The following is a 26,984-nucleotide window of genomic DNA, read 5'->3' as shown; positions in this document are numbered from 1 at the left end:
AAATTTAACCAATCTTAATTTTAATCCCTTCACCTTTTTCAACCTTTACTGTATCTTCACGTATCTTCAGGCTACCTACAAATTGAGTAAAACTTTCTGCCTGGAATACTTTAAAAGGATAATCCCCATCAATGGCATAACGCTGATCACTCAGAATCAGAACATGTGGAAAGGGTGCCCCCGTGTGTCCGGAGTTGTATAAATCCACATACCTATCTAATTTTTCATTCATGAGTTTTTCACTATATACTGTCCTTTGTACTTCCACAAAGAATTTAGTACGCCTATACTCGCAAAATATATCCGGCTCCGCACATTCCCCCTTCTTCCCATATTTAGGTTCTACTAGGAAGGTTTCTAGGGTGCCCAGCTGCTTTAATTCTTTATAAACATTTAATATGCCGAGGAAATGTCCTATCTTTTGTGAGTTCTTTTTTATTTCAACATCTTGACCAAAATATACGTATGGTGCAAATGCTTTAGAAACTTGAATTTTCCCTTCCCGCTGTAACCGTAATAGCACATTATTAGCAGCCTTCCACGGCTTCTTTAGATTAGAAAAATGCAATTCTGCTATTGAATCACGATCCATCACCCGGAATTTATTCAAATCCTTAATGATTGCTTTGTCACGGTTTGTCAATGACATCGGCAAACACGTCCTTTTCAGTTAATTCTGTTTGTTCCTTTGGAAGTTCTTCCTTACCTGGAGAAACCGCCTTTTTATAATTGTGATTTAGCCAATCTTTATTTTTAAACTTGCTCAGGATTTTTTCTGTTTTATCCTCGTTTAAAAAAGGAGCTCTCAATTCGGTTAGTTCATCCAGATTTAATAAAAATGTCCCGGGAACATCTTTGCTTATCGTTTCACTTCCCGGGGTTTCTCCAATTAAGGCGTTCCGCTTATCGACTGTCCTAAATCCCATTCTGACTGAAAGTAATCCTCTAACATCTGTGGAAAGTATTTTATGACTGGGCCTCTGCATAGATAGGATTAAATAAATACCGTATGCCCTTCCAAGGCTGGAAATTTGAAGTAAATCAGCCATTATATCTTCATCCCTAATCATTACAAACTCATCCACACAAAGAACGATATAAGGTGGTTTCTTATCCTCTGGGAGCTTATTTATATGTCTAACTTTATGCTCTTTTAATAACTGGCCGCGAATCGTTAACTCCTTCTTTAAATGTTTAAGGGCTGGACCAAAGTCTTTTGTTAAATAACTAATACTCTTTATGTGCTCAACTCCTTCATAAAGGTTTAGTTCGCTCATTTTAAAATCAGCCAGGTAAATCTGTATCTGATCAGGAGTATAATATTGAATAAGCGTAGATAGGATAACATGCAGGATGGAACTTTTTCCGCTACCAGGTTCCCCATATATTAAGAGGTTAGGACTGTTCGTTGCATCGTATATTTTCAGCTCACCTAATTCATTCCCACCACACACTATGGGCATTAGAATTTCTTCTTTTTTAATTATTTCAAGTAATTTTGGATAATCATAATCAACTTCATCAATCTTCTTGCTTTTTCTAACCGTTAAAGTAAATCTTTTAATAGCTCCTTCCAGGTAAACTCCTTCACCAAATATTTGCTGGAACACATAGAAATTCTTTCTTAGTAATTTGGGGTCGATGCCATTAGGAAGGGTAAATGTATAGTAGTCATATTTTGAGTTGGGAATGTTGTGGATCTTAGGGAAGATTTTTTTCTGATTATCACCGCTACCGATGGTTTTATAAATGGCTGCTGTTCTAAATGCTTTGGTTAATTTATAGCGGGCTTTTAAATTCTGAATGAAGTTCATTTTGTTCCCCCTCTTTAAAAAGATTTTTTAAAGCTACAACATATTGATCTAGATCATCACAAATGGAATTAACTATTTCGAATTCCTCTGTTTCTCGAATATTATCCAGTTTTGCTTCAATACGTTTAAAAAGAAACTCAGCAAAATTATTCATTTTAACCACCTCAATAAAGGATTAAATTCCAAGAAATAGATTGCTAGACCAAACCCCACGATAGGCAAAATCATCTTTATAGCCGCTCCTAACCAATGGATTCCTAATTCCTCACACACTTTATCAATTAAGGCCACCCCGATAGTCGCGCCAGCTGCTAATAACATTCCTGGACCAAATAACATTTTTATTCCTCTCCTTCATCTTCTATAATTTCTTGAACACAACATGTGCAATATGTTCCTGATTTTTCATAACCGCTCAATGTAACCAGTACGCTTTTAGGGAAGAAATCTCCGCAAGCATTACAACGATATACAATCAAATCTAACAATCCCATTTTTATCCCCCTTTTCTTATCTGAACCAGTCCTGTTCACAATCTAAATCCTCCCGACAATCAGGACACAACTTATAATTAGATTCCTCCAATGGCTTTTGGCATCCACATTCAGCGCAATATTCCCAATCAAAATTAGGCATCAATTAACCTCCTTAATAAATTCAACTAGCTCATCTGCAAAAGCTTTATCTTCGGGTTTTTCAAAACTGTAATTCACAATATAGGCATAGACGCATTCTGCAATAAAATCAGGATAGGAATTGTGCTTTTCCAGTAACAAAATAAGAGATTGCCAGTTTTCCATATTGATAGCCTCCTTTGAAAATTCTTAAAAACCGAATTGTTTAATTATCTGAATAATCTCCGCCGGCCGCTGCCTCACTTCTTTCTTCGCTTCGCTCATCACTCCGTTCTTTAACAAATTTTGTTTTTTGTGTTGATATTGGATTTCTTCTTGTACAACCGTGGTTAATATACATGGTAGTTACTGTGTTAGAGATATGGTTTCTACTGTGTAGATACTAAGTAGTAACTAGGTGGGTACTGTGTAGCTTTCGTGTTAATAGCCTATGGGCAAGTGATCAAAAAAATATCTTGTCCATCAAATATTTTTTATTTTTTGATCTAAAAATTTTTAACAGGAGTTTGTCTTATTGGGTCGAATTGGTATTTAAGAGAAGGTGAATACATATGTTTGAAAACAAAATAGCATATTGGGCAGATTTAAAGGGGATGAAACATAAGGCGTTAGCAAAACAATGTGGGGTATCTCCACAAACATTTTCCAACTGGGTTAGAAATATTACTCAACCCGATCTTGAACGCGCTGCCCAATTAGCAAATATTTTTGGGATTTTGCTTGATGAATTAGTAAGAAAAGAGGGGGAAGAAAAATGACAGAGAAAAAGAAAGAAGAAAAGAAAATCAAACGGGCTGGGATCCTCACACTACTCTCGCACCATTTTAATGAAAAAAAGGTGTATGGAGTTACGGTAAATAAAGAATCTATGTACATGATGATTACTGAACTAGGGTTCGAAATTTATTTTGCTAATAAAAAAGTAGTCAATCACGAAGAAGTATTAGATAAGGTAGAATTAAGGCATTCCTTTACATGGAGCGACTTTGAATCGGCTGAGGTCGATAAATTCGCTTTAGCGACTCTCTATAAATTCAATACTGGGTTTACTTTAAAAGTTGATGCCTCAGGAGATTTGACGAAAAAATTAAAAGAAAATAATGTTTCCGTCACTATCTTAAAAAGAAAATGGTTCAACAAGATATTAGGATTTCGCTCCAAGAAAAAATGGAAAATGGTTACCGCAATTATTGGATATTTATTAATTATTGCTTTCATAGGGAATCTTTTCAATGGAGGTAACAACAAAGAAGTTTCCCAACCAATGAAGGAAGAATCGAAGCAAATAAAAAATGACACTGCTGCTGTTCCTGTAGTTAAAGAAGAGCCACAAAAAAAATTATCTCTACAGGAAAAGATTAAACAGGATATCAATAAAAAATTAGGTTCAAAAACTAACAACAAAACAAAGCGAATCGCAAAATTGGAAGCCAACGATCATATGGGGACAGAAAAGCAAGGGGATAAGATTGTATTAATAACGCTTGCTGGTGATGAAAACTTAACAGCTAAGTTAACGATTAAGGGAATGTTGATGGATAGTAATAAAGTTTTTCAATCCATATTTAAAAACAATGAAGTTGAGGAAGTCACTATATTTTGGCAATACCCTATGACGGATGCTTACGGTAAATCAAAAGATGAAAATGTTATTAAGATTTCTTTAACCAAGGAAACATTTAAAAAGATTGAATGGGAAAACTTTTATTATAACAACTATAAAACCATTGCAGATCAGTTTTGGATGCATCCAGCTTTATCTAATGAGTTAAATAAATAATCACTGTAAGGAAGTTTAGGATGATTGTATTAATCGAGATCCAATACATTGCTGTTGACAGCAGAGTCATGCAACGTGGCGAGTTCCCATTAAGGAGAAGAAAACCCGAAGAAGTGGCTTTTGAATGGCTAAAGCAAATTAAAAGGGAGATGCCCTTTTATGAAGAATTGGTGAAGGTAAAGGTAAACGGAGAAGATATAACGGATTTGGTTAAAAAATTAGATGAAGCCCCTCTCGATGATTGAGAAGGGCTTTTTTTATAGAAGTACTAAAAGGGTAAAATTATTATTCCTTAACAATAAAAGACTTATACCCTTTTTTCTTCAGTTCTTCTGCTAGTTTCTCAGCATTTTTGGGATCAGAGAATGCACCAACTTGAACCTTATGGATTCCAGCGTCAGTTTTTGGTTTTGCAGCTGGCTTAGGATCTTCTTTAACTTTTTCAAGTTTAAAATATCCAGCAATCGCATTAACCAAAGTATTGGCAATCTTTTCTCGGTATGCATCCGATTTTAGCAAAGCAGCCTCATTTTTGTTGCTCATAAAACCGCATTCAACAAGGTTGGCCGGTGCCTTTGTAGTGCGAACCATATAAAGCCAATCGCCATTTTTTACACCTCGATCAGCTAAACCAGTGCCATTAACCAATGCTTTCTGTAGCACTTTTGCAATTTCAAATGACTTTCCTGATAATCCAAAAGAGAAGGTTTCGATTCCGTGTGCATCGCTCCATGTATCCCCAGCTGCGTTTGCATGAACATCTAAATGATAATCAGCATTCCAGTTGTTAGATGCCTTTGCTCTTGTCTCTAAGGGGATATCATTTTTACCTGTTGGATCATCAAGTCGTTTTACTGCTACATCTTTATAGTGGGAAAACAAATCAATCATTTTCGTTACAACTGCAGCGTTAAATTCCCATTCGTGCATTCCATCGGGAGTACGTTTACCTGGTGTGTGTAATCCGTGTCCTGGTGATAAAGTGATTTTAAATAAACTCATTGTTTATCGACTCCTTTTCCCTTTAAAATATCAATCGCATTTTTAATCTGATCAGGTACCGGTAATCCGGTTCTTCCTGCATTTTCAATGATGGAGAGAAGCTCATTCCCAAGATAGAAAAAGATAATTGAGTCACCAATTAAATGCCCCTGGCCAATAGCTTTATCGACAAGGTGCCCAACTGCAACCATGCAAAAGATCATGAGTTTTTTCGCAATTCCTTTAAATCCAACCTTGCTGCTTAATTTACCTTCCACACCAGAGGCAAGGAGACCACTCGCATAATCAAAGATAATAAAAGCAGTTAATACCTGTAGCAATGGACTCCACCCCCCGTATAGCCAGCCTACAAACGTTCCGATTACAGTAATTCCAGTTTTATAAAATGCTTCCCAATTCATCGTCTACCTCCTAAATAGGCAAAATAAAAAGAGCCCTAGAGGGACTCTACATAACGTGATATTTTTTAAATGCTTGTTGTTTTCTTTCTTCAGAAACCGATCCGTATATCAAAGTTGTTCCTGGATCGCTATGCCCCATAAGATGCTGCAAGTCTGTTAATTCGATGCCCGCGTCCATCGATAACGTAGCAAATGTATGTCTCATAACGTGAGGAGTTAATTTGGTCTTAATTTTTGCCGCTTGTTCAATTTTATCAATCTCTCTTTGAATGGAGCGATTACCCATTCGATGGTTCGGTTTTCTTTCAGTTACAAATAAAGCTTCGCAATCATCGTCTCTGGATTTAAGATATTTTTTTAGGTGAATTTGAGCTTTAATTGAGATATAAACAATACGTTCCTTGTTCCCTTTCCCTATGACCCTAAGACTCATGGTTTGTTGGTCGATATCGTCAATATCCATATTTGCAATCTCGGATAATCGGCAGCCAGTAGTGTACATCACTTCAATCAGGGCCCTCTGCCGCAATGTAGTGCACGCTTCACGGACTGTTTCCAACTCCTCAATGGATAATCCTTTTGGCAATCGTTTTGGTTTTTTCGGTAATTTAACCTTGCCGGTAGGATCCCGTAAGATTACTTCTTCTTTAACCAGCCAGCCAAAAAAGCTTTTTAGGACAGATAGCTTTGTACCGATTGTATTCATATTAGCCTTCTTGTTGGATGATAAGTAAGCTCGAATATCATTGGTTGTTACCAGTGAAGTGGCTTTTTGGCAAAAACGGCTAAATAAATTCAGCTCACTTTTGTAACCATTTATAGTTCTGTTACTTAACCCCTCTAAACTTTTTGAGGCTAAATACAATTCAATCTTTTCTGGAATGTCCTTCTCTAAATCCAAATCAGATTTTCTTTGGATATTGTAGTTGCATAGTACTTCTTCTAATCTAACCGGTAGAACATTCATATCAACATCAGGGCAAAGGGTACTTACGACAACATTTAAATCCATCATCAAACGACTTACATCGTTAGTCATTACCTTCATCTCCTTCATAGTTATATAACTTATATAACTATGATACAAACGAATATTCTTATTGTCAAATATAAGTTATATAACCTATACTACTTATAAAAGGAGATGTGATTTTTATGGCAGTAGATAAAACCAAAAACGCCCAAATTCTTGTAACTTTTCCAAATGAACTTGTAGAAGAAATTGAAAAGTTTTGGCACGATAAAAAGCTCAAAAACAGAAATGAAGCTATCCGTGAATTAGTTCAATTAGGATTAAAAAAAGAGCAATCGGAGTGATCCGGATGCTCTTTTTTCTTACTTATTTCTTACTTAATTCTTACTTTTCACTGCTGCATCTTATTTTCCAAGTGAGACGTTAAACTCTATTTTGAACTTGAGAATGCAATCCTATCTTTTGTTGCATCGATCATATCCTTCTTTCTTTGAGCGATAGAAGGAGTGTCTGCTTTATACTTAGCTCCAAAAACAGCCGATGTTTCCATCAGTTGTTTGTTTTTTTCTATAAACTCGCTAGTATGTTTAATAAACTTAGCAGGATTACCCGATACAACACTGTTATCCTCGACATCCCTAGTTACAACACTTCCAGCACCTACTACAACATTGTTGCCGATTTTAACATTCGGTAAAATGATACTACCAGCACCTATAAAGACGTTATTTCCTATAGTCACCCTACCAACTTTTGTGCTTTCTAAAAAAGGTTTTGTACTAGCATCATGTGCAAGGATATGGACTCTAGGAGCAAGTATTACATTATCTCCTATGCTTATAAGTTCACAATGAGAAGGATCAATTTTCACTTCCTCTTGTCTGCTGAAATTCTTTCCAACCTTAAGTCCCAAACTGATTAATTCTTCTGTGGAAAATTCTCCTCGTAAAACCCTCTTCAATTTTGTTTTTACTTTATTTAACACAATTACCACCTCTATAACATTTTAATTTAATTCATTAAAATAATATAGAGATTTTTATATTGTGCAATTATTAATTTGGCGTTGTACTAAATGTACCATCATTATTTCTATTTCCAACACCTAAGATAGTGCTCATTCCAAGATTTCTTACACCATTCGTAGCTCCTCCTGTATAACAATCATTATTAAACAGTGTATTATTACTACTTCCAGCATCCTGAATATATATCCCATGTCTTGGCTTATTTGTTTGCGACCCTTGGCGACAAAAGTTAGATTGAATATTACTATAGTTAGTTGTATAGATCAGAATATTATCGTATGAAATACTATTCGCTTGACTGTTTTCTGCGCATGAATTATTCAGCAAATTTTCATTATTGCAACCCGTAATTTTAATACCTTCATTTTTATTTTTAATACAATAATTATTAGCTATTTGTGTATTATTTGAACTCGATGATTGAATACCTATAGAATTATTATTTGTTTGATTCCCAACAACGTTGTTTTTTGCTGAAGAGTAGTTATAGATTCCTTGAGCAATATTGTCTATACATGTGTTTCCTACAATATTGTTTTCATTTGAAGCTGATGCAATAATTCCGTTTGAAGTGTTTGCTTTACATAAGTTATTAGTAATGGTATTTTTTGTTGCTTGAGTGGATAGTGCTATCCCATGCGTTCCATTACTTACACAAATATTGTTACTTACATTTATAGCACTTGAAGTTTGTACGTTAATCCCAATAGATCTATTTTCTTGCACCAAATTACTAATTACATTAGCTTCAGACATTTGATACAACGAAATCCCTCTATCATTACCCTTGAAAACACTGCTTTTTATAGCTAATTTAGTCACTCCGGGATTTACTTGGATACCATCGCCAGTGTTATTGAGAAATTTACAACTATTAATAACAACATTTTTAAGAGAAGTAGTAACAATTGGTTCTAAATCTATACCAGATTGAGGTGAAGCTCCATTAGTATTGATGAATGAGGAAGATTCGAGAAAAAGACCGTCACAAAATTGAACGCTCATTCCTTGTCTTCGGTTATTATCACTAATTACTTTTTTTATTTTTATGTTTTCGCATGGAATTGTTTTATCAATAACACCACCGTTAATAAAAATCCCATCTCCCCAACAATCTTTAATAATGGTATCTTCAATAGTTACGTTTTTTGAACCATTAATAATTATTCCATAACCCCAACTACCAGTTGTACCTGTGTGTGTTGAACGATCGCCAAGTATTTGTCCTCCAATAATTTTTACATTTTCGGCATCAGCTACTCGAATGACTGCATACCTACCCGAACCATTAGTTATGACTTTTAAAATGGTTTTCGGAGATAAAACAAGAGTGGTATTACTTGGAATAGAGAGTCCACCAGAACTAGGATTATCGTTGCTGTCCGTTACTGCGTTAATTAGAAATGTACCGTCAGGTATATGAACTTTACTAACCCCACTGTTTAAAGCGTTTTGAATTAGGGCTGTAGTATCAATCGTACCCGACGGGTCTGCACCGTAATCTGATACTACATCTACCCAAGGGTCAGTTTTCTTTTTCTTCGCTTTTTCGGCCAAAGACGAATCAGTGTTGTCGAGCCTAGCCTTCAAATTTGTGTAGGTTGTGCCGCTTGCATTCGTCCTAGCTGCAATCGTTTCTTGGGCATTTTGTTGCGCAGATTGAGCAGAAGCAGCCGCTGCATCCGCACTTGTTTTAGCATCTGTTTTAATACTCTCCGCATCCGAGATGGCTTTTACTAAGGATTGAAATTCATTTGTGCTTTCAACCGTTTTATCATCTAAAATACCTTTATTGGCTTTATAACTAAACTGGCAAGTGACAGCAACGGTATCTGTTCCATAGAAAACCATTACTTCAGCTTGATAAATACCAGCGATTGCATAGGCTTGAGTATCTAAAATAATCTGAACACTTCCGGCTAATGGATCAACAATCGTACAATCTTGCAAAACTGTTTTCTTGTCGGGTTTAATAACTGCTAACCGAACAGTGGCACCAGTTAAATCAAGTGGTCCATTATCCTGGTTGATTAAAATGTTTAGCTGCAATGATTTTAAATCATTGGTGTTAACGTTAAATGATGGATTTTTAACGGTTTCTTTTGTATCCAGCAGTATGTTATATTGCTTTACCACATTTATCACCCATCTTTCCTAAAAATAAAAAAGAGCCTAAACAATGGCTCCTGTGGAATCTACCCATGTTTGCGGACTCTCTGATAAGAGCCAAATGGGTTTGCCTAAATCAGTATCAAAATAAGTTGTAGGCATTCTTGCCCCGGCCGGCCTAGCGGAAGTAGGACCTGATAGTTGCAAAGCCGCAAACTTATTCTCAATCGTTTCAGATGAATAGGTGCCGATTTCTTCCGCTGTTGTTGCTGTAGTTGGAATCCATGTATTAGTTATAGGATCAAACTTTTTTAACACATTTAAATTCCGATTTGATGTATCCAACCATAACGCGTTTATAAAAAGCTCATTTTCCCAGGTAGGCATGTAATCACCCCGTTATTAAATCCTCTCTGCCTTGAAAAATTAAATAAGCGTCGATCCCTGCTTTTAGGTCTGAACGCTTTGAAATTACATAATCGTATTCATAAAAACCATCAATGATTCTTTGTCCCATGTATGCCGCCATCATAATCCACTTCCTCCGAGAATCAATTCATCAAGTGCTTGTTGCATCAACTCCAATTCCGTTTTTGGTTTTGGTAGTTGCTCATCCTCTGCCGCCCACAGCTTTACCTGATCCATAGTTGGTTTCGGTTTATCACTTTTCCAAATATCTAAATAAATACCTTGCCCGTCATCGCGCAAAATCACATCTTCTTCAGTTAGCTCAGGATAACGTTTTAAAATAGATTGTTTCATTCATAACACTCCTAGAACAATTTGATTATTTCGATTGAAGCAGTGTTTAGCGTTCCTATAGAACCGCTGTTTTGTACAGCATAAAAAGTTATTTTATCACCAGCAGTATATTGTACAAGTTTTGAAACATACACAATTTGTTGTGCATTTCCGCCGCCTAAAGTCATCCAATAGCTGCCGTTACGATAAAGTTTAAAATAACTATTTCCACTATAAGCACCAGCAAGAACTATATTTCCTGTAAAAAGGTATAATCCAGACTCTTTAAATACAATTTCACCAGCAGAATCTGTTAACTCTGATTGTATATCTCGGTAAGTTGTTTGAAATGATGAAAGTTTAGTATCTACTCCAGATGTTAAAGATAAAGTAGAGCTGCGATATGCCGAAATATTAGACTGCTTAGAGTTATTAATCTGTCCGTTGCTGGATGTCAAAACGGCATCATCCAATTTTTCTAAAGCATCATTAATTCCTTGAAAAGTAGAAAGTTTTTCATCTGTTGGCGCCCATTGATAAAATCCTTTTTTGGGTGTAGTTGTATCAGACATTTTTTACACCTCACTTTCCCATGTTTTATTCAAATCATCATCTGCCCAAGTAAATTTAATGAGTGTTGGCGCAGCTGGCCCCTTGAATATCTTTTCTCCAATATCATCCCAGGTAGCTTCTTTTTTCAAAAGTTTTGATTGTAAAGTTCGCATGTCTTTAGTGATATTGCTTTTAGCTTTTTTAAAATTACCCAGGGTACATTTATCCTTTGATGGATCACTGAAACACGTTTCCAACTGCCGTACACGGGCTTGCAAATAAAGGGAAGGGGAAAAGGTTTCGTCAATAACATAAACCGTATCTCCGAGCCGTACAGCTTCATGAGCAAGGTTTGCTAATCGTTCCAATAAAGCTACATCTAATTCATAGGTGATTGCAGGATTTTTCCGCTTTTGCAGCTCTTTCCAAGTTAACTTTAATAAGTCTTCTTTATTAGTGGTTTCATATTGATACACCCCGAATAAGTGCTTACCTTTGATTCCGTAACGTTGCAAAGCATCTGGATCCCCTACCCAATCCTGATTTAATGGCTTTGAATATGGTTTTCCTTGTGAAATGTAATAACCAACGTCTTTAAACGTTGTATAATTCCCACTGCTATCAGCCTTACCTACTCCGATAAGAGCAGTTGCCACATTGGTCATATCTATTTTCCTTCGAATGGATGAGATATCTTTTGTATAAGTAAACCGCTTTTTGGTATCTGTTCCCCGTTGAGTAACTAAATCTACATACCGGGCCACAACTTCACCATTTTTCATTTTCACCCGGAAATTCAGTTCACCGTTAAATTTATCTGCAATATATTGCAACTCTGCTAAAACAGTTTGATACTCTTCGAAATAAAAGTTATCCACTCCGAAGTAATCAACATCACCGCGTTGCCACCTGGTATCCTGTAGGACAATATCAAGGATTTGTTTTGCATTCTTTGACATGTGGGTAATAGGACGCACAATATCATTCAGCAACTCTAATCCAGCGTTTTCAGCGTAAATATATTTATCACTCGTATCCGAATGGGTTTCTTCGATTTCCATAACCGTAAACATGACTAGTTTTCCATCTAAATCTTTTCGGACAATAAAACCACCCTCTTCAATTTTATTTGAATAAGGGTGGTTGGATGGTATTTTAAATTCATAAGATGATGTACCAGTGTCAAGATCCTCTTTTAAAAGATCATCATAGTAAGGACATGAATCTGGGCTGCCATTGTTCGTGAAAATCGCTTGTGTTCTCTCATGTCTGTCAAGGTAAAAGATCATAATTTCACCCCTATAAGTACCTTTCAGTGAAGGTAGCACTAAAGGTTGCAGCAGAATCATCCGAATTTACTTTTACTTGTGTCTCACCTTCATAAATCGGGAAGAATGTTGAAGCAACGTCCACATCTTGCATAAATGGATCCCCATTTAAATGAACACTGCTATCAGACAAATCAACTTCAAGCTCATCCCCTGCTTGGAATAAAGCAGGAACATCAATGATTGTATCTATATTATGCTTTAATATTTTTACATCGGTTACACGCATTTTCTGGACCACAGGTTCGTTTTCCCACTGTGCAAAATGAATAACGATATAGGATAAACTAGCTGTTGTGAACTGCCCTTCCACATCATAAAAAGTATTTTTGATAGTCTTTGTTTTCTTTTGTGGATTGCTGCCGCCTCCCTGCATTCTAGAAACTTCCGCATACCATTTAGTTCCTACCCTCGAAAGAGTAAATTCACCGTAAAAATCGTTATAATCCCCAACGTGTTCTGGGTAGACAGTCTTTGTAACGGTTTTATCGTAAACCTGTAATTTTTGCCCAACCTTTAATTTATCTGTTACCCTCTTTTTATTAAGAGTAGCTAGTTCCTCTGCAGTCATATGATGTTTTTTTGCAATCGCTATCCACGTAACTAATGAAGGAACAATAGAAATAGGGATATCCCCTTTTTGTACCGTATAGGTTTTATAAAGCTTTTGCTTTACCTTTTTACCTTCTGGTGCAGATGGTTCTTTTTCTAAGAAAGTCGTATTCTGAATATAAATTTCTGGGATATTAAACTCATAGTTTTTATATGAATCACGCATAACTAATTTACCAATCTTCCCACCGCTTTGGTTAAAAAGGTAAATTTCTAAACGTCCTTTTTGATCACCATCGAGTTTTGATGTACCATCCTGCGAGGAAAAATCCATCCGAACTTTAACAGTAAAGTCTTTAACTAGTTCTGACAAATCTTTTCTGACTGCAGGGCCATGCCATATTTTAGATCCAGCTGTTCCTGTTCCATAGTTCGATGCTGCAATGCCATCCCCATCTTTGACGATGATCGAACCATCATTCAATCTTCCACTGTCTAAAACACTTCCAGCGTTCACCCACCCTGATGTACTTTGCATGTTATCGTTCAGTTTATATTCTGTTTTCGGCAAAACAATTTGATCAGGTTCATTTGGATTCCCGATTAGAATAACCCCGTCCGGACTGATAAAAGAAACAAAGGTAGCTTCATTTTGGAAATTCACATTGAATTTCGGGAAGGTTGTTGTTGTTCCCTCGTTTTGAAAAAGGAACATACCCTTTGTTGGTGTAATGGTTTTTTCTGTTGTGCTGTATGCAAATGGATCAGGACACAAAAATGAAAGTGTACCTTTACCTAAAGTAAGAAGGTCGTTTGTCATGTCTGTATCACCTGATAAAATCGCATAATACAATTTATCAGATTCATCCGAAATAATTAATTCTGATGGTTCCTCTAAGTCCATACAAAACGCTAGAAATCGCAATGTCTCCATATACTGTGTTGGTGTATCGGCAATAACAGTCAACTCAACATCTATTTTTCTTGCCCCATACCTGGCACCTGTAAAATAAGCTCCGTGCCTTGCTGGCACTTGCAACAAAGAAATTTCTCTGGGAGGGAGAATGCTTCTGGTGACTTTTTCGATTAAAAAGTAATCTGTTAGCTTCACACCATTATAGGTTATTGATCTCATGTAGTAATCCCTCCCATTCTGTTAGTTCTGTTCGTTTGTGTTTGTTGCAATTTGCTAATTTCTTCAGTAAGAATACGACCATTTAAAACAACAGGATTCTTATTGGATTGTAATAACTGCAATAACACTTTTGTTTGTTCTAAAGTTGCATCAAGTAGTTTTTCCAAAGCGTTGTTATTATCACTACCGACATTCGGTAATTGTCCTGGTCGTTTGTTACCACTGATTTGTTTTCCTGCTAACGCTAATAGCTTCATAGCATCTGTCCGCTTTGATGGATCAGTAGGGATAACCCACTCAGGATAACCACCTTCAGCTAGGTTGTATAGCCCGGAATTTTTAATAAGCCCTCCTGAAGCATAACCGACACCTCTATACGCTTTTGCTAGTGAACCATAACGGGAAACTGCATAACGGATAGACGCTAAAATATTACTCATTGGATCCCAAATATTTTTATTAAATCCAGGCATTGCATAAGTCCTAAAAGTTGGATCGATGACTTGCATTAAACCTTTTGATGGCGTACCGCGTTTTGCGTTGCTGTCCCATAAGTTGATTGCTTTGGGATTACCGCTTGATTCAGTATCCATTTGATAAAGCAAGGCTTTTAGATTTGCTGCAGTAAATTGATTGGTCATCTTTAAGGCCTTTGTTGCTATTCCTGCCCAGCGTTGCACACCTGATCCTGCATCTGGCACACTAGAAGCAAATTCATCTAGTTGTTTTTTGATAAAGCCAAATGCACTATCCTTAACTTTAGAAAATCCACCTTTTGCGATTTCCCCAATAACATCTGTAGCACTTGGAATAGAAATACCTAGTTTATCTAAAGCTAAGTTTAAGAGCTTCTTAGGATCACTAGCGTATTCCCACACATCAAGGGCAATATCTTTTGTTTTATTCCATGCATTAGCAGCGAATTTTTTTGTGCCATTCCATAAATCAGTGCCCCACGCATAATGTGGAATTAATTGTTTAGTTAGACTTGCTGGTAAAACTTGAGTACCTTTAGGTAAATTAATAAGTGTTGGCGAAGATGGTGATAAGAATTTATTTCCGTCAGGTGTTTGGATTAATTCTCGACCTGAATTGGATCCCTTACCATCACCCACAACAGCCAATCCGCCTGGGTGCCCATCTGTGCCTTGGGCATATTGTGGCACTTCCCATTTTTTCAGCTTTTTACTAACTCCTAATTTATCTAAAACCCAGTTAATCCCGGTAATGACTCCATTTACACCGTTACCAATCCCAGACAGCATAAAATTCCCTACAGATGTCATGGCACTTTTAATTTTCCCGGCAGCTCTTTGGATTCCATCAGCCATTTTCCCAGGCATACTTTTCACATTTTCGATCATATCAGAGACATAGCCAGCGACTTTAGTTTTAATCGTCCCAAAAATCTCTGATATTTTAGATTTCAAGTTTGTAAATCCTCTAATTGCATTTGTAACAGCATTTTTAATTGGATTATAAATATAATCTTTAATTGTGTTCCAAATGGTTTTTGTTAAATCACGAATTGCATTAAATACAGTAGAAATATTGTTTCTTAATGTATTAAATCGCAATCTCACGAAGTCTAAAATTGTTTTTAAAACAGTAGAAAATACGTTTACAACTGCATTCCAGATTGTACGAATAATATTTTTAATACCTGTCATAGTGCCGTTAATTAAATTTCTCGCAGTATTAAAACGGTTTTTAACAAAATTAACGATCCATTCAATCACTGTGGAGAATACATTTTTAATACCGCCCCACGCACCTTTGAACCCGTTAATAAGTAGTTTCCCTAGAGATAATATCCCTTTTAACATTCTTCCCCAGAACATCAATTGAACAAAGTTCCAAATGAATTGAATCGCACCTACAAATAATTGCTTAATACCTTCCCACATTTTCCCGAAGTTGCCCGTAAACAGGCCAGCGAATATCTTAATGACACCCATAATGATTTTTATAGCACCGCTTATTGTGCCTTTGATGTTATCCCACACCATTTTAACAACGATTAGTACGGCTGGCATTATAAATTTAATTACAGCAAATATCCCTTTGAAAACAGCTCCTATAACCTTGCCGATATTCATTATGGCCTGAACAATTACAGTTCCGTTTTGCTGCCAAAATTGTTTCAGAACCGCTAATTGACTTTTGAAAAACTGAATAACAGTTTGTATCGCTGGTTGTAAAGCTTTTAAAGCATCCTGGGCAAGCTGTTTAACATTACTTAAAAGTTTTTGAATTCCTGCCCTAAAGGTTGCCGAATTTTTATAAAGTGCGACAAAACCGACTGTTAATAGCGAAATTACACCAATTACTATTCCCACTGGCCCAGTTAAAGCCATAAGTCCTGATTTTATCCAATTTAGTAATCCTCCGGCTCTTGCGATAGCCGGGAAAAGTCTCCCTAATCCTCCGGCCAAAGCACCCATTCCACTAATGGCACCACCCATAACGGTTAACATTATTCCTAAGCCAGTTCCCAAAGCTAAGAATATAGCTGTAACCGCTCCGCCAATCGCTATCATTTTCTGCATGCTTGGAGATAATTTGTTAAACCAATCGACTCCTTTTTGTAAGATATTTGTTAATCCGCGAAGGGCAGGGATTAAGGCATTACCGATGCTAATCTGTGCAGTTTCTACCGAACCATGTAATTGCTCGATTACCCCTTTAAGGTTGTTTAATTTTTCTTTTGCAACATCAGCCGCTTTTACTTTGTTCATTTCCTTGTTCATATTTTTGATACCTTCTGCACCCTCTTTGTAAAGGATGTTTCCGGCCCGGATTGCATCTGTACCAAACATTGTTTGTAAAGCTTGTTGTCTTTGCTCGCTATTTAAGTCTTTTAAAGCATCTTTTAAAATTCCTGCTATATCAGACATTGATTTCAAATTTCCGTTTTCATCATAGAATGCACTGGATGCAAACCCTGAGAATTTCGCTAACTTATCATATTCTTTAGCTACTTTAGAAGCTGAAGCACCTGATCCAGCTTGGATTTTCGCTAATTTTTCAAGAGATTTTATTACATCATCTGATGATTTTGAAGCTGGCTTCATCCCTCGATCTGCTAACCAATTGTAGGCTGCTGTGGTATTACTTGTTGCTAAACCTAATGAATCCATTTGATCTTGTGCAGCCTTTGTATGTGGCGATAAGTTTAAAAGCATAGTTTTAAGTGATGTACCAGCATCTGAGCCTTTTAAACCATTCTGAGCGAATGCAGCCAATGCTGTTGAGGTGTCTTCGAATGTAAGTCCTACACCACTTGCTACAGCAGACACCATTGAAAGGCCAAATTTTAATTCACCCACATCAGTAGCAGATGCATTTGCAGCACCAGCTAAGATATCGGCTGCCCTAGAAACAGATAAACCATCTTTTCTAAACGCATTTAGGGCAGTAGAAGCAATTTCAGCAGCATCCCCTAATTCTAATTCGCCAGCAGTAGCCAAAGATAATGCTCCGTCAAGACCACCACTCATAATGTCTTTAACAGATACCCCAGCCTTTATTAACTCTTCAATCCCTTGGGCCGCTTCTGTTGCTGAATATTTAGTTTTAGCACCCATTGTAACTGCTAAATCTTGAAGTGCTCCACCAAATTGTTTAACTTCATCAGGTGCCATAACTGATTTAACAGAAGACATTTGAGCTTCAAAATCCATTGCTTTTTTAGTGGATAACGCTAAAACACCACCAACTGCCGCAGTTGCAACCCCAAATGATTGCGTCATGCTTCGACCTACATTTTGCATACCTTGCCCAAGGCTTGTTAATCTGCCTGATAAATTAGTCAATCGGGCACCTAACCTACCCCATCCTGTTTCGGCAACACGTTGTGCTTCCCTCATTCTGGTTAGTTCTTGTGTAGCATTGTTAATAGAGCGATTTAGATTGTTTAGGTTACTCACTTCCCGGTTATAGGCCGAAGCTGCTCTATCAGCTTCCCTTGAACCTTCGCCATGTTGCTGGACCATCTTTTCATATTCTTGTCTGGCTGCTTTTGTGATTTCCTTTTGGACTTCCAGCTTGCGATTTAAACTATTCAAACGAGCTTCGTTTCTTGCTATTGAACGATCTCCACGGTCAAAAGCACTTAGATTTGCTGCCATTTCAGTATTTAATGACCTTAATTTATCCCGCAGACCTGTTAGCCCACGATTTAACCTTGTAGTATCTAAAGCTAAATCAATGGATAAGCCTTCTATTCGCTCCATATTTACCTCCTTTCACCAAAAATACATAAGATCCCTAACCTCCGAAAGCAGCGATTAGTGATCTTTCTTGTCGTGGTTTATTTTTTTCATTTAAAACTTCTAGCATAAAGTGATAAGGCATATTCAAAATTTCGTTTATGTCCTTACCTTCTTTCATCATGTCAAGGATGAGTTTATCCATGTATTCTTTCTGTTTGGCTGGGGAAAAGTCCTCATCCGTTAACTCTTCTTCGCCAAAAACTTTTTTGTTTCATCAGTTTGCTTTCCTTGGGCCACAAACACGATTTGTTCTTGTAAGGTTTGGATAGCATCAGGTGCATGGAGTCCGTTGAATAGTTCTTCTTTTGTGAATTGACCTTTATAGATCTTGTTAGCCACAAAATCCATGAGTTTATCGATTAATTCTCTTTCTGATGAAGCATTTTTATTTGAATCGCTCTTATCAATTTGTTCGGTCATATCAATGGCTTCATACACAACGGAAAAGGGGATAAAAACAGGAGTGAGATATTTTTTAGTGACAATTTCACCTTCTTTAACTTCTTTCACAAGTTCGATCATATTTCGTTTTAAATTAGCCATTTATTGTTCGCTCCTTTATAAATAAAAAAGAGTAGGCAAATACCTACTCCTACTCTAATTCTTTAATTACTGGCTTTCCCAGTTTGTTAGAAGTGGATGATAGTTCCTCCAAACGTTCTTCTGTAACCTTTTTATTTGCTGGTTTAGGGAATGTATCTCCTACACGGTAAACCTTATTTTTATCTTGCAAATCCTTAAAATCATGAATAACCTCATATTTTTGTTTACCCATTTACTAAGCTCCTAAGACTGCGACTGGGTAGCTTTGTCCAAAAACTTTTGTGAATAAAGCATCACGGCTGGCTGTACTTCCTTTTGCATCAACACCGAATAAAACAGATTTTTCTTGATCAAATTCAGGTACATAACGATCCATGAATTCACCTGTTACTTCATCTGCTTCAAATTCCGTTTTATCCTCTTTGGTTTTACCAGAAATCTTGCTGCGCATGAATTTTCCTTTAGTAAGTCCAACCCATTCAGAAGAACCATCTTCATAGGTTTTTTTGAACACAACAGCCACATAAGGTGGATTGTCTTCAGAACCAACGCCATAAATTCCATCTGTGGATTTTTCTAAGCCGAACAATACAGCTTTATCTTCAGCCGGGACTTTGTGAAAGCTAGTTGTAACCGTAGTATTACCACCAGCAACCGCAATTTCAGCAGTTTTGTTATCACCATACGCACGTACTACTTCCTGAGGAATTTCTACTTCAATACTTTGCAAAAATTGCACTCGTGAAATGGTACCAGCTGTAAATGATGATTCATTATCCGATGTTAATGGAGCATAATAAAATTCATCTACACCCGTTGCTGCTTTATAGCTTTTTTCTACTGTCATTCAAATCACTCCTTTAAATATCTAAATCATCACGATAAATTTTACCGCGATAACGTCTTGCATCTCGAAAAATACCAGTATCTTTATCCCATTCTTCAATGCCGCCATTTTGACGGAAACCAATATTCCACATAACCTTTTGAACATTCTCAGCTAATTCTTTTGTGGTTGTTCGATTTTTTGTCCATACATCAATTTGCAATAAACAATCATTCGATAACCAAGTATTATCTGCGAAATCTTTTGGTGAAGGAACATCCAATGGATCAATAATGATAAATGGATTTTTAACATCCTTAGATTCTGGATACTCATAGTATTTGATTCTTCCTTTGGCTTGGGAGAGAATGTATTCATTTGCTATTAAAGCATTATAAATCATCCCTAAAACATCCATTAAATCTCACCTCTAATCGCCCTTGCAATTGCTGCGCGATAGGCTGCTTCACAATTTTTCATAGCCCGTGCTATTGCACCTTTACCGCGTGGATTAGGGTTTTGTACGGTGCCAAACTCGTTCAGGTGAATAATACGATATCGGTCTTTAGGTCCGCGCCAATGCACCTTTACCACTCGAGTACGTCCACTCCATGTGGGTTCACTTATTGTTATTTCTTCAATGGAGGCACCTGTCTTTTTAAATGATTCAAATTGACGTTTTAATTCTTCAACAAATACTTCGGCACCTTTTTTTAAAGCTTTATCGCTTATTCTTTGAGTTGCCATAGCACCTAATCGTCTTTCCAATTCAGCGAGTAATGCATTATTACCTCTAATATTCACACTCATTCTTTTAGACCTGCCACAATTGTAATAAATTGTTTGTTTTGCAAGTCGGGCTGAACATGCTTGATATTGAACTGCATCCCATTAAACTCAGGAGCATCAATAGAAAGGTAATGTTTATTAGTAGGAATAAAATCCGCTTGTGGATCTCGAATCGTAATGGTGACATCTGATAACGTGCCATTTGATTTAGCAATTTCTATATCCTTTAACCAAACATTATCCGCCTTGGCCCAAGCATTATATAAAACTTGCTTTTGTGTTTCGCCTGGCTCCGGACCATCATTAGGCGCATATTCGTAAAAGGTAATCGGCGTTCGTAAATGACCGGTATTCACTCTTGGTGGCTTATATTTAAACGGTTGCATCTGAATCATCCTCTGGCATTAGCAATATTCCTAAAGCTGTAATTTGGCTTAGAAAATTATCGTTAAAGTATTCCAGTGCGTCATTGTATGCATAGCGTGTTCGCTCAAATACTAGCTCTTTAGCTTGTTCATTTGTATCAATGTCGAATGCTCCGCATTTTTGCTGTAAATCCACAATAGAAAAGGACAACAATCTTGATAAATTGTCGTCCTCACCCCAATGAGATATATGCATTCGTTCTTTAAATTCTTCTAAGATTTGTGGCGTGATTTCCAATCACATCACCCCCAAATTATGCGCCAGGAATGTTCAGTGACAAAGTATAAACTTGTGATGCGTACTTATCCTTTGGCTTACCTGTTGCATATTGTTTTGCGATATAAAGAGTAGCATCTTCAAGTGCCATAGTCTGGTCAAATTTCTTAATTGGCTCAGTCCCACCCATTGCTGCGATATATTCACCTTTAACAAAGAAAAGAACCTTTCCTTGTGGGACAAATACTGATTCGCTTGGAGTTGGATTAAATGGCAAGCTAGTTACGTAAATACCTGCTGCATTTTGAACGGTAGAATTTGCTTGAATATCAAAAGTATCGAATGGATTTGTTACCATTACAACTTTACCAGCAATAGTTTTAGGTCTATCTGCATCGGTACCATCTGCATTCAATTTTTTAGCAAGCAATTTAACAACGTCTTTTAATTCATTAATTGTTGTACGTCCAGGTTCAAATGTTAATGTACCTGCTGATGTTTTATCTGGATAAACACCATCCGTAACAGAACCAGCTGGATTCTTTAATAAACCAATCGGTTCATTTTTACCTGTACCTGCAACAAAGCCGCGCTCTAATCCAACAGCCATTGCTTCGGAGATCATAGTTCTAACATATTGCTCAATCCAAACTGGTCCAAGTTTAAGCATATCATTTGCAAGAGGAATAAAAGCAGTCAATTTAAGCTGGCTGATATTTTCTTTACGGAATGCAGCATTTAGCTGTCCTTGGATATCTCCGAATAGTGGTCCCCACACTGCTGCGCCTTCTGGATCACCGTAGATAAATTCTGTTACGGCACCTAAGTTTTGTAGGCCAATATGTTGGAGTAATGGATGTGATTGTACTAGGTCATCAAAAATACGTTCTTGAGTGGTTTTAGGAAGTGTTTCTGTATCTTTAAACCCACCATCTTGAACCACAGCATTAAAGAATTTCATTTCCTCGCTAGTAAGGACATTAGAGCCGCGTGATTGCATGATAGAACGATCAATAATAGATTCATTCACTTGATTGAAAATATCTGCTTGTACATCCTGTGCAAGTGCTTCAATCATGCTATTTAATGCAACTGATTGTTCTTCTGCTGTCCCTTCTTGTGTGGCTTTCGCAAAAGCTAGTTTCTTTTCTTCGAAATTGTTAAATTTAATACCCATTTTCCTACCCCCTTATAAATTTAAAAAAAGCATACTCAGATTCCGTCTAGGTTGAACAGGATCAGTAGCAGGCTCTTGTGGTTGTTTATTTTTTAATTGCGTGATTTCAGATTGGAGATTAAAAATCATTGTCTTTAAATTTTCGATGTTATCATCAGTTTTATTATCGTTAACTGTATCAGCTAACCCAGCCTCAACAGCTCCACTTGCAGTAAACCAAGTTTCATTCTCAACTAAGGTATTGAGTTCATCTCGTTCACCGCTGAAACGGGTCATATAAATATCAGCAATAGATGCGTCAATTCCCTCTAATGCATTCAATGTCTTTTTGATATCAGCTTTAGTTCCCCATGTAAAGGTAGAAGCTTCATGAATCATCAACATTGACCCTGTATTCATAATGATTTCATCTGCAGCCATAGCAATAATAGAAGCTGCACTCGCTGCCAAACCATCAATATGAGCGATTACTTTTGCGCTATGGTTTTTAAGCTGGTTATAAATCGCGATTCCATCAAACGCATCACCACCAGGACTATTCAAACGAATAGTGATTGTGTCAGTGGTTACATCCTTTAAAGCATTTTTAATATCATTAGCTGAGATAGATTCACCCCACCAAGATTCCCCGATATCACCGTAAATAGTGATTTCAGTGGTGTTTCCACTCGCTTCTGCTTTAAATTCATGTTTAATAGTTGCAGCCATTTTGTTAGCCTGTTCATTTTTAAATCGCTTCACTAGTTATCACCTCCTTTGAGCGCATCAGAGCTCTCTTGATAGTTCTTAGTCATAAAGAATTTATCAAGCAATGGATCATCAGCCCTTTCTAAACCTAATTCTTCACGCAATTCATTGCCTGTTACAGTTCCGGATGCTCTCAGCTTGTCCACAGAGGTGGCAACATCAAAGATATTACTGTAAGAAATTCGTTTAATATCCATTCGTTTGCCTTTCAAGTAATCAGCTTTATCAATGAGTTTGGCAGTTAACTCATCTTTAATTTTCTTTAAAATAGGATCAATGCAGAAATTCATATAATTTCGTGTAGCTTTTTCTGTATCTACGATATCACCTTTTATTAAAGCAATCGGAATACCTACAGCCCTGGCAACATGATATAAAAAACCATCTGTAACCTTGTTAACTTCATCTACACTTTGAAGGGTGGATGCTTGCTTCATTTCTTCCAACTTAAAACCTTTTTGCTGTGGAACAATGGCTACATCTTTTTCGCTAAATGCTTTATAGATTTTATTTATATAGTTTTGTATTCTTTCTTGGCCCTTATCGCTTTTATCATAGATAGCATCAATGTCAACTATGCCGCGTATCTGATTTTTGCGTTTCTGGAAGTTTAAAATCCTTCCGAAAAGCTCACCATAATCTTCATAAAGGCCATTAAGCAATGTTGTTAATTTTTCGTTATTGTATTGCAGATAAATAACATCGCTTGTTTTATAAGTACGATTAAAAGTATAATTTTTCACCGTTACATCTTTAAAACTGTCCTCATAAACTGCATATTCAATCCGCGAAAAAGAATCCGCAATCAATAGATCCTGATTGTCTGCTTGAATAATCAATACTTCATTTTCTTTAATGAGCTTATCAATGACAGTATGCCAAAATGTTGAGGCTGACATATTTTGATTTGGCCGGACATTCAATCTGTAATAAATTTCATCTCTGATGATATCTTTACCATTTTTCAAACGAAATTCAGACTGAATAATAGTCCGTGCAATCATATCCACACACACTTGAATAGCTAGCTTTTTCATTTGAATTTTCTCTGATGTGTCCTCGATTATATCTAAGTCAAATAACAATTCTAATTCTTGGTTTCTACTTTTGAAATAGTCCAGGAACCCCATATTTTCTCACCTCCTCTTCTAGAAATTAATGTCATCTAAGAAAAAGTCCATTTCATCGACTAAAACATTATCGGCTTCAAATAGAGCGTGAATAAATGCCTGGAAACCGTCTGTTTTTCTTCTAAATTCATCTTTTTTCAAATATTCCTTGTTTCCGTCCTTCTTAATGTGAACGTAAACATTGTTCGTGTACCAGCGCATTAAAGGATTATCACCAAAAATAATCTTATGCTTTGCAAACATCGTCTCAACCCGGGGAGCAAGCAAGGAATGAATGGCCCTTGGATTTCGAATAAACACTAATTCAAATCCTTCTGCTTCCAGTGCTGTTTTGACAATATCTAAACGGAATGTATCGGCAACAATTTTCGTTAATCCGTATATCTCCCGCATTTCAACAAACCAATCAACAATATGTTTAATATCAATTACTGGTTCATCTACAATGGTGAGTAATTTTAGGCGCTCCCAGTCTTTAATGGGGGCTTTTAACTTCACCTTGTCTAAAAATCCCTTACGAACAAATGAATGAGATTTCCAAATGTATTCTTCACCGACTTTAAATAGCAATCCTACTGCCGCAAAGTCTTTGATACTCGCAAAGTCCAATCCACCAACGCAAACTCGATGTTTTAAGTCCGGTAATTCCCTTAGCGTTCCATCTTCTTCAAAACCTGTTCTTAAAATATCCTCCCAAGCCGCCACAGTTTTGTTTAAATCAACCTCTGGCAAGTTCATTCTCTTGGTCATAAATTCTTCACGGTTTGAAGGATTGTTTACCAGCTGCTTAAATTGAGTAAGGACCTTCTTAAAAAGTCCTTTTGCATACTTACTCATAGGCTTACTAAACATTGGATTCGCTTTTTCCCATACATCAGGATCGTCCACTTCTTTAGAATCATCTATCCGGCAAATAAAAGGGAATAATGGATCATCAAGGTCCTTACCTTCTAAAATGTTCATTGCCCGTTCTTTTGTCTTATCAATGAAACCCTCGCGAACAAATCCATCTGTACCAATAAAAAATTCCCTAGCATTTGGAACTTTACCAAGTCCGCTAGAGAATACATTTACAGTATCAAAGTTTTCGTATTGATGTATTTCATCGTAAATAACCGCCCCATCCCGCAAGCCATCCTTAGTGCTGGCATTTGAAGTGTGGAATTGGAGCATGCTTTTCGTATCATTGCTCGTTATTTCAACTTTTGTCCGGTAAAACATGTTTTCCAAAACTTCATTAGCTTCAATTGTGTCATAAATTTCTTTGAATGAAGTTTTTGCTTGCAATTCACTATTGGCCACAATAGATATGTTGTACCTGGGAATACCATGCAATGGACTAATAAGAAAATGACTCAAGGCAGATATAAAACCATTCTTACCACCACCCCGGGCCATCATGATCAAAAACTGTTCATAAAAAACAGATTTGTCTTCTTTATAAAAAAGAAAAACAAATGCTGCTATAAATTTTTGAAACGGTTGTAATGGAAAATACCACTTTTCAGCAAACTTGATAAAATTCTCGATTAACTTTTCATCAAAATAGAGATCATCCCGAATTAGTACATACTTTTGAAGATATTCTATAAGCATAATTCGCTCTTTATTGAGTATGATTTTTCCTGTTTCATAAATGTGGATATACTCATCCACATACTTGTTTGAAATCATATAAGGTCACTAGCGCTATGCTTAATCTTTTCTTCACCTTCGTATTCAAATGATTTCTCAATGCTCAATAAAGAAGCGTTTATTTTATTTCTCTCACCAATCAGAGGATGGGCTTTAGTAAATTTTTGAAACCCATTTTCAGTTGTAATGGATTCTCCCTCTTTGGCTATAATTTTATTAACCTTTCGGAATGACTTTACCAAATCAATATAGCGTTCTACTTTTTCCAGCTGGACCAAATCGGTTATATCGATTCTATCCATGAGCTGTTTTTGTAATTCTGTGATCTTAACTGCCACTTTACCCACCCCCTAACGTGAAATATTTACGAAAAATCCGGGAAATCGAGCTCCCCCGCCGGCCCGGGGCCGGAAAAAAATTTCAAAAAAATTTGGCCGGGGGTATTTCGACAAAAATCTCAAAAAATATTTACCATTTCTCATCGTCCCACTTTTTTTCTTTCGGTTTGAAGCCTTTTCCATGGGTTTTATTATGACAATTTATACAAAGAGATTCTAAATTGTCCAACACCATAGCAAGTTTAGGATAGAACTCTATCTCATACTTATGGTGAACGTTTAGCTCTATGCTTTTACGTTGCCCTTCAACCTTCCGTGAGTCTGCATGTACTCTTCCTTCACGCTTGCACTGCTGGCACTCCCAGTTGTCACGCTCTAAGGCTTGCTGTCTTAGATGCTCCCATGCTGCTGACTTATAAAACTTTCTCTTCTGTTCGTAAGTCTTGTACTCAGTCATTTCCTTCGGATCGCTCCATTATGTCTTGTGTACACTGGCTTGTTAATCCCCATTAGTTCCTCGATGTCCTTACGTGATAGCTGTTCCTTCTTCTGCTTATTCTTAGGTGATTTCTTTTGTAGCTTTTTCTCCGACATAGCGCATCACCCTTTGCCGTATATTCATTCCAAACTAAGCTAACCGTTTAACTCACTTTGCAAAGAACATAGAAAAAGGCGATAATCGCCTACCCCTAAACGATTACCGCCTCAAACCTTTTAGCCTGAAGAAACTAATTATTCCCTAGAACAAAAGTTGACTATTTTAATTAGGTCATTTCCGTGACCTATAAAACTTCATATTACTAATATAGCATGTCTAAAAGAAAATACTCTGC

General features: G+C 36.7%; 37 protein-coding genes. 4 read left to right on the top strand and 33 right to left on the bottom strand.

Annotation, left to right across the window (positions count from 1 at the left end; all coding sequences use genetic code 11):
- Positions 1 to 4 precede the first annotated feature (4 nt).
- The 6 genes from M028_RS29305 to M028_RS32545 form a co-directional block, all read right to left on the bottom strand.
- The gene (locus tag M028_RS29305) at positions 5 to 592 is read right to left on the bottom strand and encodes a hypothetical protein (protein WP_231510754.1); all 588 of its coding nucleotides are present in this window, start codon (positions 590 to 592) and stop codon (positions 5 to 7) included.
- A 37-nt stretch (positions 593 to 629) separates the two neighbouring features.
- A complete protein-coding gene (locus M028_RS0102615; protein WP_026572517.1) occupies positions 630 to 1,814 on the bottom strand; it encodes an FtsK/SpoIIIE domain-containing protein in 1,185 nt (394 codons plus the stop codon).
- Complete coding sequence (locus tag M028_RS0102610; protein WP_026572516.1) at positions 1,780 to 1,968, bottom strand: hypothetical protein; 189 nt, start codon at positions 1,966 to 1,968, stop codon at positions 1,780 to 1,782. The genes M028_RS0102615 and M028_RS0102610 overlap by 35 nt, the downstream gene beginning before the upstream one ends.
- Positions 1,965 to 2,153, bottom strand: a complete 189-nt coding sequence (locus tag M028_RS0102605; protein ID WP_026572515.1) for a hypothetical protein — start codon at positions 2,151 to 2,153, stop codon at positions 1,965 to 1,967. The genes M028_RS0102610 and M028_RS0102605 overlap by 4 nt, the downstream gene beginning before the upstream one ends.
- A 2-nt stretch (positions 2,154 to 2,155) precedes the next feature.
- Complete coding sequence (locus tag M028_RS32550) at positions 2,156 to 2,308, bottom strand: hypothetical protein (RefSeq protein WP_197031361.1); 153 nt, start codon at positions 2,306 to 2,308, stop codon at positions 2,156 to 2,158.
- A gap of 141 nt (positions 2,309 to 2,449) precedes the next feature.
- Positions 2,450 to 2,614: a hypothetical protein gene (locus tag M028_RS32545; RefSeq protein ID WP_155925407.1), complete on the bottom strand. Its 165-nt coding sequence runs from the start codon at positions 2,612 to 2,614 to the stop codon at positions 2,450 to 2,452.
- 386 nt (positions 2,615 to 3,000) lie between these two features.
- On the opposite strand from M028_RS32545, the gene M028_RS0102585 reads away from it, so the two are divergent.
- From M028_RS0102585 to M028_RS0102575, 3 genes are read left to right on the top strand one after another with little or no spacing between them, the layout of a single operon-like run.
- Positions 3,001 to 3,207: a helix-turn-helix domain-containing protein gene (locus M028_RS0102585; protein WP_026572514.1), complete on the top strand. Its 207-nt coding sequence runs from the start codon at positions 3,001 to 3,003 to the stop codon at positions 3,205 to 3,207.
- Positions 3,204 to 4,229 carry a hypothetical protein gene (locus M028_RS0102580; RefSeq protein ID WP_026572513.1) on the top strand — a complete coding sequence of 342 codons (1,026 nt, stop codon included), beginning with the start codon at positions 3,204 to 3,206 and terminating at the stop codon, positions 4,227 to 4,229. The genes M028_RS0102585 and M028_RS0102580 overlap by 4 nt, the downstream gene beginning before the upstream one ends.
- A 20-nt stretch (positions 4,230 to 4,249) precedes the next feature.
- Positions 4,250 to 4,474 (top strand): hypothetical protein, encoded by a 225-nt coding sequence (locus tag M028_RS0102575; protein ID WP_026572512.1) that lies wholly within the window; start codon positions 4,250 to 4,252, stop codon positions 4,472 to 4,474.
- A gap of 40 nt (positions 4,475 to 4,514) precedes the next feature.
- Here the strand turns inward: M028_RS0102575 and M028_RS0102570 are convergent, their stop codons facing one another.
- From M028_RS0102570 to xerA, 3 genes are read right to left on the bottom strand one after another with little or no spacing between them, the layout of a single operon-like run.
- On the bottom strand, positions 4,515 to 5,231 hold the full coding sequence (locus M028_RS0102570) for an N-acetylmuramoyl-L-alanine amidase (protein ID WP_026572511.1): 717 nt from the start codon (positions 5,229 to 5,231) through the stop codon (positions 4,515 to 4,517).
- Positions 5,228 to 5,632: a phage holin family protein gene (locus M028_RS0102565; RefSeq protein WP_026572510.1), complete on the bottom strand. Its 405-nt coding sequence runs from the start codon at positions 5,630 to 5,632 to the stop codon at positions 5,228 to 5,230. Before M028_RS0102565 ends, M028_RS0102570 begins: the two co-directional genes overlap by 4 nt.
- Before the next feature lie 46 nt (positions 5,633 to 5,678).
- A complete protein-coding gene (gene xerA / locus M028_RS0102560; protein ID WP_231510753.1) occupies positions 5,679 to 6,671 on the bottom strand; it encodes a site-specific tyrosine recombinase/integron integrase in 993 nt (330 codons plus the stop codon).
- 116 nt (positions 6,672 to 6,787) lie between these two features.
- Between xerA and M028_RS33260 the strand changes: the two genes are divergently transcribed.
- Positions 6,788 to 6,949, top strand: a complete 162-nt coding sequence (locus M028_RS33260; RefSeq protein WP_197031360.1) for a CopG family ribbon-helix-helix protein — start codon at positions 6,788 to 6,790, stop codon at positions 6,947 to 6,949.
- An 86-nt stretch (positions 6,950 to 7,035) separates the two neighbouring features.
- Here M028_RS33260 and M028_RS33810 read toward each other — a convergent pair whose 3' ends face one another.
- The 24 genes from M028_RS33810 to M028_RS33250 all read right to left on the bottom strand — a co-directional run bounded on the left by M028_RS33810 (position 7,036) and on the right by M028_RS33250 (position 26,745).
- Positions 7,036 to 7,590, bottom strand: a complete 555-nt coding sequence (locus tag M028_RS33810) for an acyltransferase (RefSeq protein ID WP_026572508.1) — start codon at positions 7,588 to 7,590, stop codon at positions 7,036 to 7,038.
- A 70-nt stretch (positions 7,591 to 7,660) separates the two neighbouring features.
- Positions 7,661 to 9,769 carry a right-handed parallel beta-helix repeat-containing protein gene (locus M028_RS31395; RefSeq protein WP_197031359.1) on the bottom strand — a complete coding sequence of 703 codons (2,109 nt, stop codon included), beginning with the start codon at positions 9,767 to 9,769 and terminating at the stop codon, positions 7,661 to 7,663.
- A gap of 36 nt (positions 9,770 to 9,805) precedes the next feature.
- Complete coding sequence (locus M028_RS29295; protein WP_035423612.1) at positions 9,806 to 10,129, bottom strand: hypothetical protein; 324 nt, start codon at positions 10,127 to 10,129, stop codon at positions 9,806 to 9,808.
- Between the two features lie 4 nt (positions 10,130 to 10,133).
- A complete protein-coding gene (locus tag M028_RS33255) occupies positions 10,134 to 10,274 on the bottom strand; it encodes a hypothetical protein (RefSeq protein WP_197031368.1) in 141 nt (46 codons plus the stop codon).
- A complete protein-coding gene (locus M028_RS0102530; RefSeq protein ID WP_026572507.1) occupies positions 10,271 to 10,504 on the bottom strand; it encodes an XkdW family protein in 234 nt (77 codons plus the stop codon). The genes M028_RS33255 and M028_RS0102530 overlap by 4 nt, the downstream gene beginning before the upstream one ends.
- Positions 10,505 to 10,515: 11 nt before the next feature.
- Positions 10,516 to 11,055: a hypothetical protein gene (locus M028_RS0102525; protein WP_026572506.1), complete on the bottom strand. Its 540-nt coding sequence runs from the start codon at positions 11,053 to 11,055 to the stop codon at positions 10,516 to 10,518.
- 3 nt (positions 11,056 to 11,058) lie between these two features.
- Positions 11,059 to 12,324 carry a phage tail protein gene (locus M028_RS0102520; RefSeq protein WP_026572505.1) on the bottom strand — a complete coding sequence of 422 codons (1,266 nt, stop codon included), beginning with the start codon at positions 12,322 to 12,324 and terminating at the stop codon, positions 11,059 to 11,061.
- Between the two features lie 10 nt (positions 12,325 to 12,334).
- Positions 12,335 to 14,050: a distal tail protein Dit gene (locus M028_RS0102515; RefSeq protein WP_026572504.1), complete on the bottom strand. Its 1,716-nt coding sequence runs from the start codon at positions 14,048 to 14,050 to the stop codon at positions 12,335 to 12,337.
- Positions 14,047 to 18,285, bottom strand: a complete 4,239-nt coding sequence (locus tag M028_RS31390) for a phage tail tape measure protein (RefSeq protein WP_051590895.1) — start codon at positions 18,283 to 18,285, stop codon at positions 14,047 to 14,049. The genes M028_RS0102515 and M028_RS31390 overlap by 4 nt, the downstream gene beginning before the upstream one ends.
- 34 nt (positions 18,286 to 18,319) lie before the next feature.
- Positions 18,320 to 18,442 (bottom strand): phage tail assembly chaperone GT, encoded by a 123-nt coding sequence (gene gpGT, locus M028_RS34015; RefSeq protein ID WP_442852769.1) that lies wholly within the window; start codon positions 18,440 to 18,442, stop codon positions 18,320 to 18,322.
- A gap of 62 nt (positions 18,443 to 18,504) precedes the next feature.
- On the bottom strand, positions 18,505 to 18,867 hold the full coding sequence (gene gpG / locus M028_RS0102500) for a phage tail assembly chaperone G (RefSeq protein WP_026572502.1): 363 nt from the start codon (positions 18,865 to 18,867) through the stop codon (positions 18,505 to 18,507).
- 49 nt (positions 18,868 to 18,916) lie between these two features.
- Positions 18,917 to 19,099, bottom strand: a complete 183-nt coding sequence (locus M028_RS0102495; RefSeq protein WP_026572501.1) for a hypothetical protein — start codon at positions 19,097 to 19,099, stop codon at positions 18,917 to 18,919.
- A 3-nt stretch (positions 19,100 to 19,102) separates the two neighbouring features.
- A complete protein-coding gene (locus tag M028_RS0102490) occupies positions 19,103 to 19,714 on the bottom strand; it encodes a major tail protein (protein ID WP_026572500.1) in 612 nt (203 codons plus the stop codon).
- A gap of 13 nt (positions 19,715 to 19,727) precedes the next feature.
- Positions 19,728 to 20,111: a hypothetical protein gene (locus M028_RS0102485; protein ID WP_026572499.1), complete on the bottom strand. Its 384-nt coding sequence runs from the start codon at positions 20,109 to 20,111 to the stop codon at positions 19,728 to 19,730.
- A complete protein-coding gene (locus tag M028_RS0102480; RefSeq protein WP_026572498.1) occupies positions 20,111 to 20,503 on the bottom strand; it encodes a hypothetical protein in 393 nt (130 codons plus the stop codon). The genes M028_RS0102485 and M028_RS0102480 overlap by 1 nt, the downstream gene beginning before the upstream one ends.
- Complete coding sequence (locus tag M028_RS0102475) at positions 20,500 to 20,868, bottom strand: phage head completion protein (RefSeq protein WP_035423610.1); 369 nt, start codon at positions 20,866 to 20,868, stop codon at positions 20,500 to 20,502. Before M028_RS0102475 ends, M028_RS0102480 begins: the two co-directional genes overlap by 4 nt.
- Entirely contained in the window at positions 20,855 to 21,145 is a 291-nt protein-coding gene (locus M028_RS0102470) for a hypothetical protein (protein WP_026572496.1), read from the bottom strand. The genes M028_RS0102475 and M028_RS0102470 overlap by 14 nt, the downstream gene beginning before the upstream one ends.
- Before the next feature lie 16 nt (positions 21,146 to 21,161).
- Positions 21,162 to 22,301 (bottom strand): phage major capsid protein, encoded by a 1,140-nt coding sequence (locus M028_RS0102465; protein WP_026572495.1) that lies wholly within the window; start codon positions 22,299 to 22,301, stop codon positions 21,162 to 21,164.
- 12 nt (positions 22,302 to 22,313) lie between these two features.
- On the bottom strand, positions 22,314 to 23,042 hold the full coding sequence (locus M028_RS0102460) for a head maturation protease, ClpP-related (protein ID WP_026572494.1): 729 nt from the start codon (positions 23,040 to 23,042) through the stop codon (positions 22,314 to 22,316).
- Positions 23,042 to 24,178 carry a phage portal protein gene (locus tag M028_RS0102455; RefSeq protein WP_026572493.1) on the bottom strand — a complete coding sequence of 379 codons (1,137 nt, stop codon included), beginning with the start codon at positions 24,176 to 24,178 and terminating at the stop codon, positions 23,042 to 23,044. The genes M028_RS0102460 and M028_RS0102455 overlap by 1 nt, the downstream gene beginning before the upstream one ends.
- Positions 24,179 to 24,196: 18 nt before the next feature.
- Complete coding sequence (locus M028_RS0102450; protein ID WP_026572492.1) at positions 24,197 to 25,852, bottom strand: terminase TerL endonuclease subunit; 1,656 nt, start codon at positions 25,850 to 25,852, stop codon at positions 24,197 to 24,199.
- Positions 25,849 to 26,151, bottom strand: coding sequence for a P27 family phage terminase small subunit (locus M028_RS0102445; protein ID WP_026572491.1), 303 nt, complete (start codon positions 26,149 to 26,151; stop codon positions 25,849 to 25,851). Before M028_RS0102445 ends, M028_RS0102450 begins: the two co-directional genes overlap by 4 nt.
- Positions 26,152 to 26,281: 130 nt before the next feature.
- Entirely contained in the window at positions 26,282 to 26,608 is a 327-nt protein-coding gene (locus M028_RS0102440; RefSeq protein ID WP_026572490.1) for an HNH endonuclease, read from the bottom strand.
- Positions 26,605 to 26,745 carry a hypothetical protein gene (locus M028_RS33250; RefSeq protein ID WP_197031358.1) on the bottom strand — a complete coding sequence of 47 codons (141 nt, stop codon included), beginning with the start codon at positions 26,743 to 26,745 and terminating at the stop codon, positions 26,605 to 26,607. Before M028_RS33250 ends, M028_RS0102440 begins: the two co-directional genes overlap by 4 nt.
- Positions 26,746 to 26,984 lie beyond the last annotated feature (239 nt).

It is taken from the genome of Bacillus sp. UNC438CL73TsuS30, assembly GCF_000482325.1.
In the GTDB taxonomy this organism is placed as follows: domain Bacteria; phylum Bacillota; class Bacilli; order Bacillales; family Cytobacillaceae; genus Neobacillus.
Note: the sequence above shows the minus strand (reverse complement) of the source record. Positions and strands in the feature narration are given on the sequence as shown.

What these genes read in the sequence shown, in the direction of transcription:
- M028_RS29305 (WP_231510754.1), bottom strand. Translation starts at nt 592, where the DNA reads ATGGATCGTGATTCAATAGCAGAATTGCATTTTTCTAATCTAAAGAAG.
- M028_RS0102615 (WP_026572517.1), bottom strand. Translation starts at nt 1,814, where the DNA reads ATGAACTTCATTCAGAATTTAAAAGCCCGCTATAAATTAACCAAAGCA.
- M028_RS0102610 (WP_026572516.1), bottom strand. Translation starts at nt 1,968, where the DNA reads ATGAATAATTTTGCTGAGTTTCTTTTTAAACGTATTGAAGCAAAACTG.
- M028_RS0102605 (WP_026572515.1), bottom strand. Translation starts at nt 2,153, where the DNA reads ATGTTATTTGGTCCAGGAATGTTATTAGCAGCTGGCGCGACTATCGGG.
- M028_RS32550 (WP_197031361.1), bottom strand. Translation starts at nt 2,308, where the DNA reads ATGGGATTGTTAGATTTGATTGTATATCGTTGTAATGCTTGCGGAGAT.
- M028_RS32545 (WP_155925407.1), bottom strand. Translation starts at nt 2,614, where the DNA reads ATGGAAAACTGGCAATCTCTTATTTTGTTACTGGAAAAGCACAATTCC.
- M028_RS0102585 (WP_026572514.1), top strand. Translation starts at nt 3,001, where the DNA reads ATGTTTGAAAACAAAATAGCATATTGGGCAGATTTAAAGGGGATGAAA.
- M028_RS0102580 (WP_026572513.1), top strand. Translation starts at nt 3,204, where the DNA reads ATGACAGAGAAAAAGAAAGAAGAAAAGAAAATCAAACGGGCTGGGATC.
- M028_RS0102575 (WP_026572512.1), top strand. Translation starts at nt 4,250, where the DNA reads ATGATTGTATTAATCGAGATCCAATACATTGCTGTTGACAGCAGAGTC.
- M028_RS0102570 (WP_026572511.1), bottom strand. Translation starts at nt 5,231, where the DNA reads ATGAGTTTATTTAAAATCACTTTATCACCAGGACACGGATTACACACA.
- M028_RS0102565 (WP_026572510.1), bottom strand. Translation starts at nt 5,632, where the DNA reads ATGAATTGGGAAGCATTTTATAAAACTGGAATTACTGTAATCGGAACG.
- xerA (WP_231510753.1), bottom strand. Translation starts at nt 6,671, where the DNA reads ATGACTAACGATGTAAGTCGTTTGATGATGGATTTAAATGTTGTCGTA.
- M028_RS33260 (WP_197031360.1), top strand. Translation starts at nt 6,788, where the DNA reads ATGGCAGTAGATAAAACCAAAAACGCCCAAATTCTTGTAACTTTTCCA.
- M028_RS29295 (WP_035423612.1), bottom strand. Translation starts at nt 10,129, where the DNA reads ATGCCTACCTGGGAAAATGAGCTTTTTATAAACGCGTTATGGTTGGAT.
- M028_RS33255 (WP_197031368.1), bottom strand. Translation starts at nt 10,274, where the DNA reads ATGATGGCGGCATACATGGGACAAAGAATCATTGATGGTTTTTATGAA.
- M028_RS0102530 (WP_026572507.1), bottom strand. Translation starts at nt 10,504, where the DNA reads ATGAAACAATCTATTTTAAAACGTTATCCTGAGCTAACTGAAGAAGAT.
- M028_RS0102525 (WP_026572506.1), bottom strand. Translation starts at nt 11,055, where the DNA reads ATGTCTGATACAACTACACCCAAAAAAGGATTTTATCAATGGGCGCCA.
- M028_RS0102520 (WP_026572505.1), bottom strand. Translation starts at nt 12,324, where the DNA reads ATGATCTTTTACCTTGACAGACATGAGAGAACACAAGCGATTTTCACG.
- M028_RS0102515 (WP_026572504.1), bottom strand. Translation starts at nt 14,050, where the DNA reads ATGAGATCAATAACCTATAATGGTGTGAAGCTAACAGATTACTTTTTA.
- M028_RS31390 (WP_051590895.1), bottom strand. Translation starts at nt 18,285, where the DNA reads ATGGAGCGAATAGAAGGCTTATCCATTGATTTAGCTTTAGATACTACA.
- gpGT (WP_442852769.1), bottom strand. Translation starts at nt 18,442, where the DNA reads ATGAAAGAAGGTAAGGACATAAACGAAATTTTGAATATGCCTTATCAC.
- gpG (WP_026572502.1), bottom strand. Translation starts at nt 18,867, where the DNA reads ATGGCTAATTTAAAACGAAATATGATCGAACTTGTGAAAGAAGTTAAA.
- M028_RS0102495 (WP_026572501.1), bottom strand. Translation starts at nt 19,099, where the DNA reads ATGGGTAAACAAAAATATGAGGTTATTCATGATTTTAAGGATTTGCAA.
- M028_RS0102490 (WP_026572500.1), bottom strand. Translation starts at nt 19,714, where the DNA reads ATGACAGTAGAAAAAAGCTATAAAGCAGCAACGGGTGTAGATGAATTT.
- M028_RS0102485 (WP_026572499.1), bottom strand. Translation starts at nt 20,111, where the DNA reads ATGGATGTTTTAGGGATGATTTATAATGCTTTAATAGCAAATGAATAC.
- M028_RS0102480 (WP_026572498.1), bottom strand. Translation starts at nt 20,503, where the DNA reads ATGAGTGTGAATATTAGAGGTAATAATGCATTACTCGCTGAATTGGAA.
- M028_RS0102475 (WP_035423610.1), bottom strand. Translation starts at nt 20,868, where the DNA reads ATGCAACCGTTTAAATATAAGCCACCAAGAGTGAATACCGGTCATTTA.
- M028_RS0102465 (WP_026572495.1), bottom strand. Translation starts at nt 22,301, where the DNA reads ATGGGTATTAAATTTAACAATTTCGAAGAAAAGAAACTAGCTTTTGCG.
- M028_RS0102455 (WP_026572493.1), bottom strand. Translation starts at nt 24,178, where the DNA reads ATGGGGTTCCTGGACTATTTCAAAAGTAGAAACCAAGAATTAGAATTG.
- M028_RS0102450 (WP_026572492.1), bottom strand. Translation starts at nt 25,852, where the DNA reads ATGATTTCAAACAAGTATGTGGATGAGTATATCCACATTTATGAAACA.
- M028_RS0102440 (WP_026572490.1), bottom strand. Translation starts at nt 26,608, where the DNA reads ATGACTGAGTACAAGACTTACGAACAGAAGAGAAAGTTTTATAAGTCA.
- M028_RS33250 (WP_197031358.1), bottom strand. Translation starts at nt 26,745, where the DNA reads ATGTCGGAGAAAAAGCTACAAAAGAAATCACCTAAGAATAAGCAGAAG.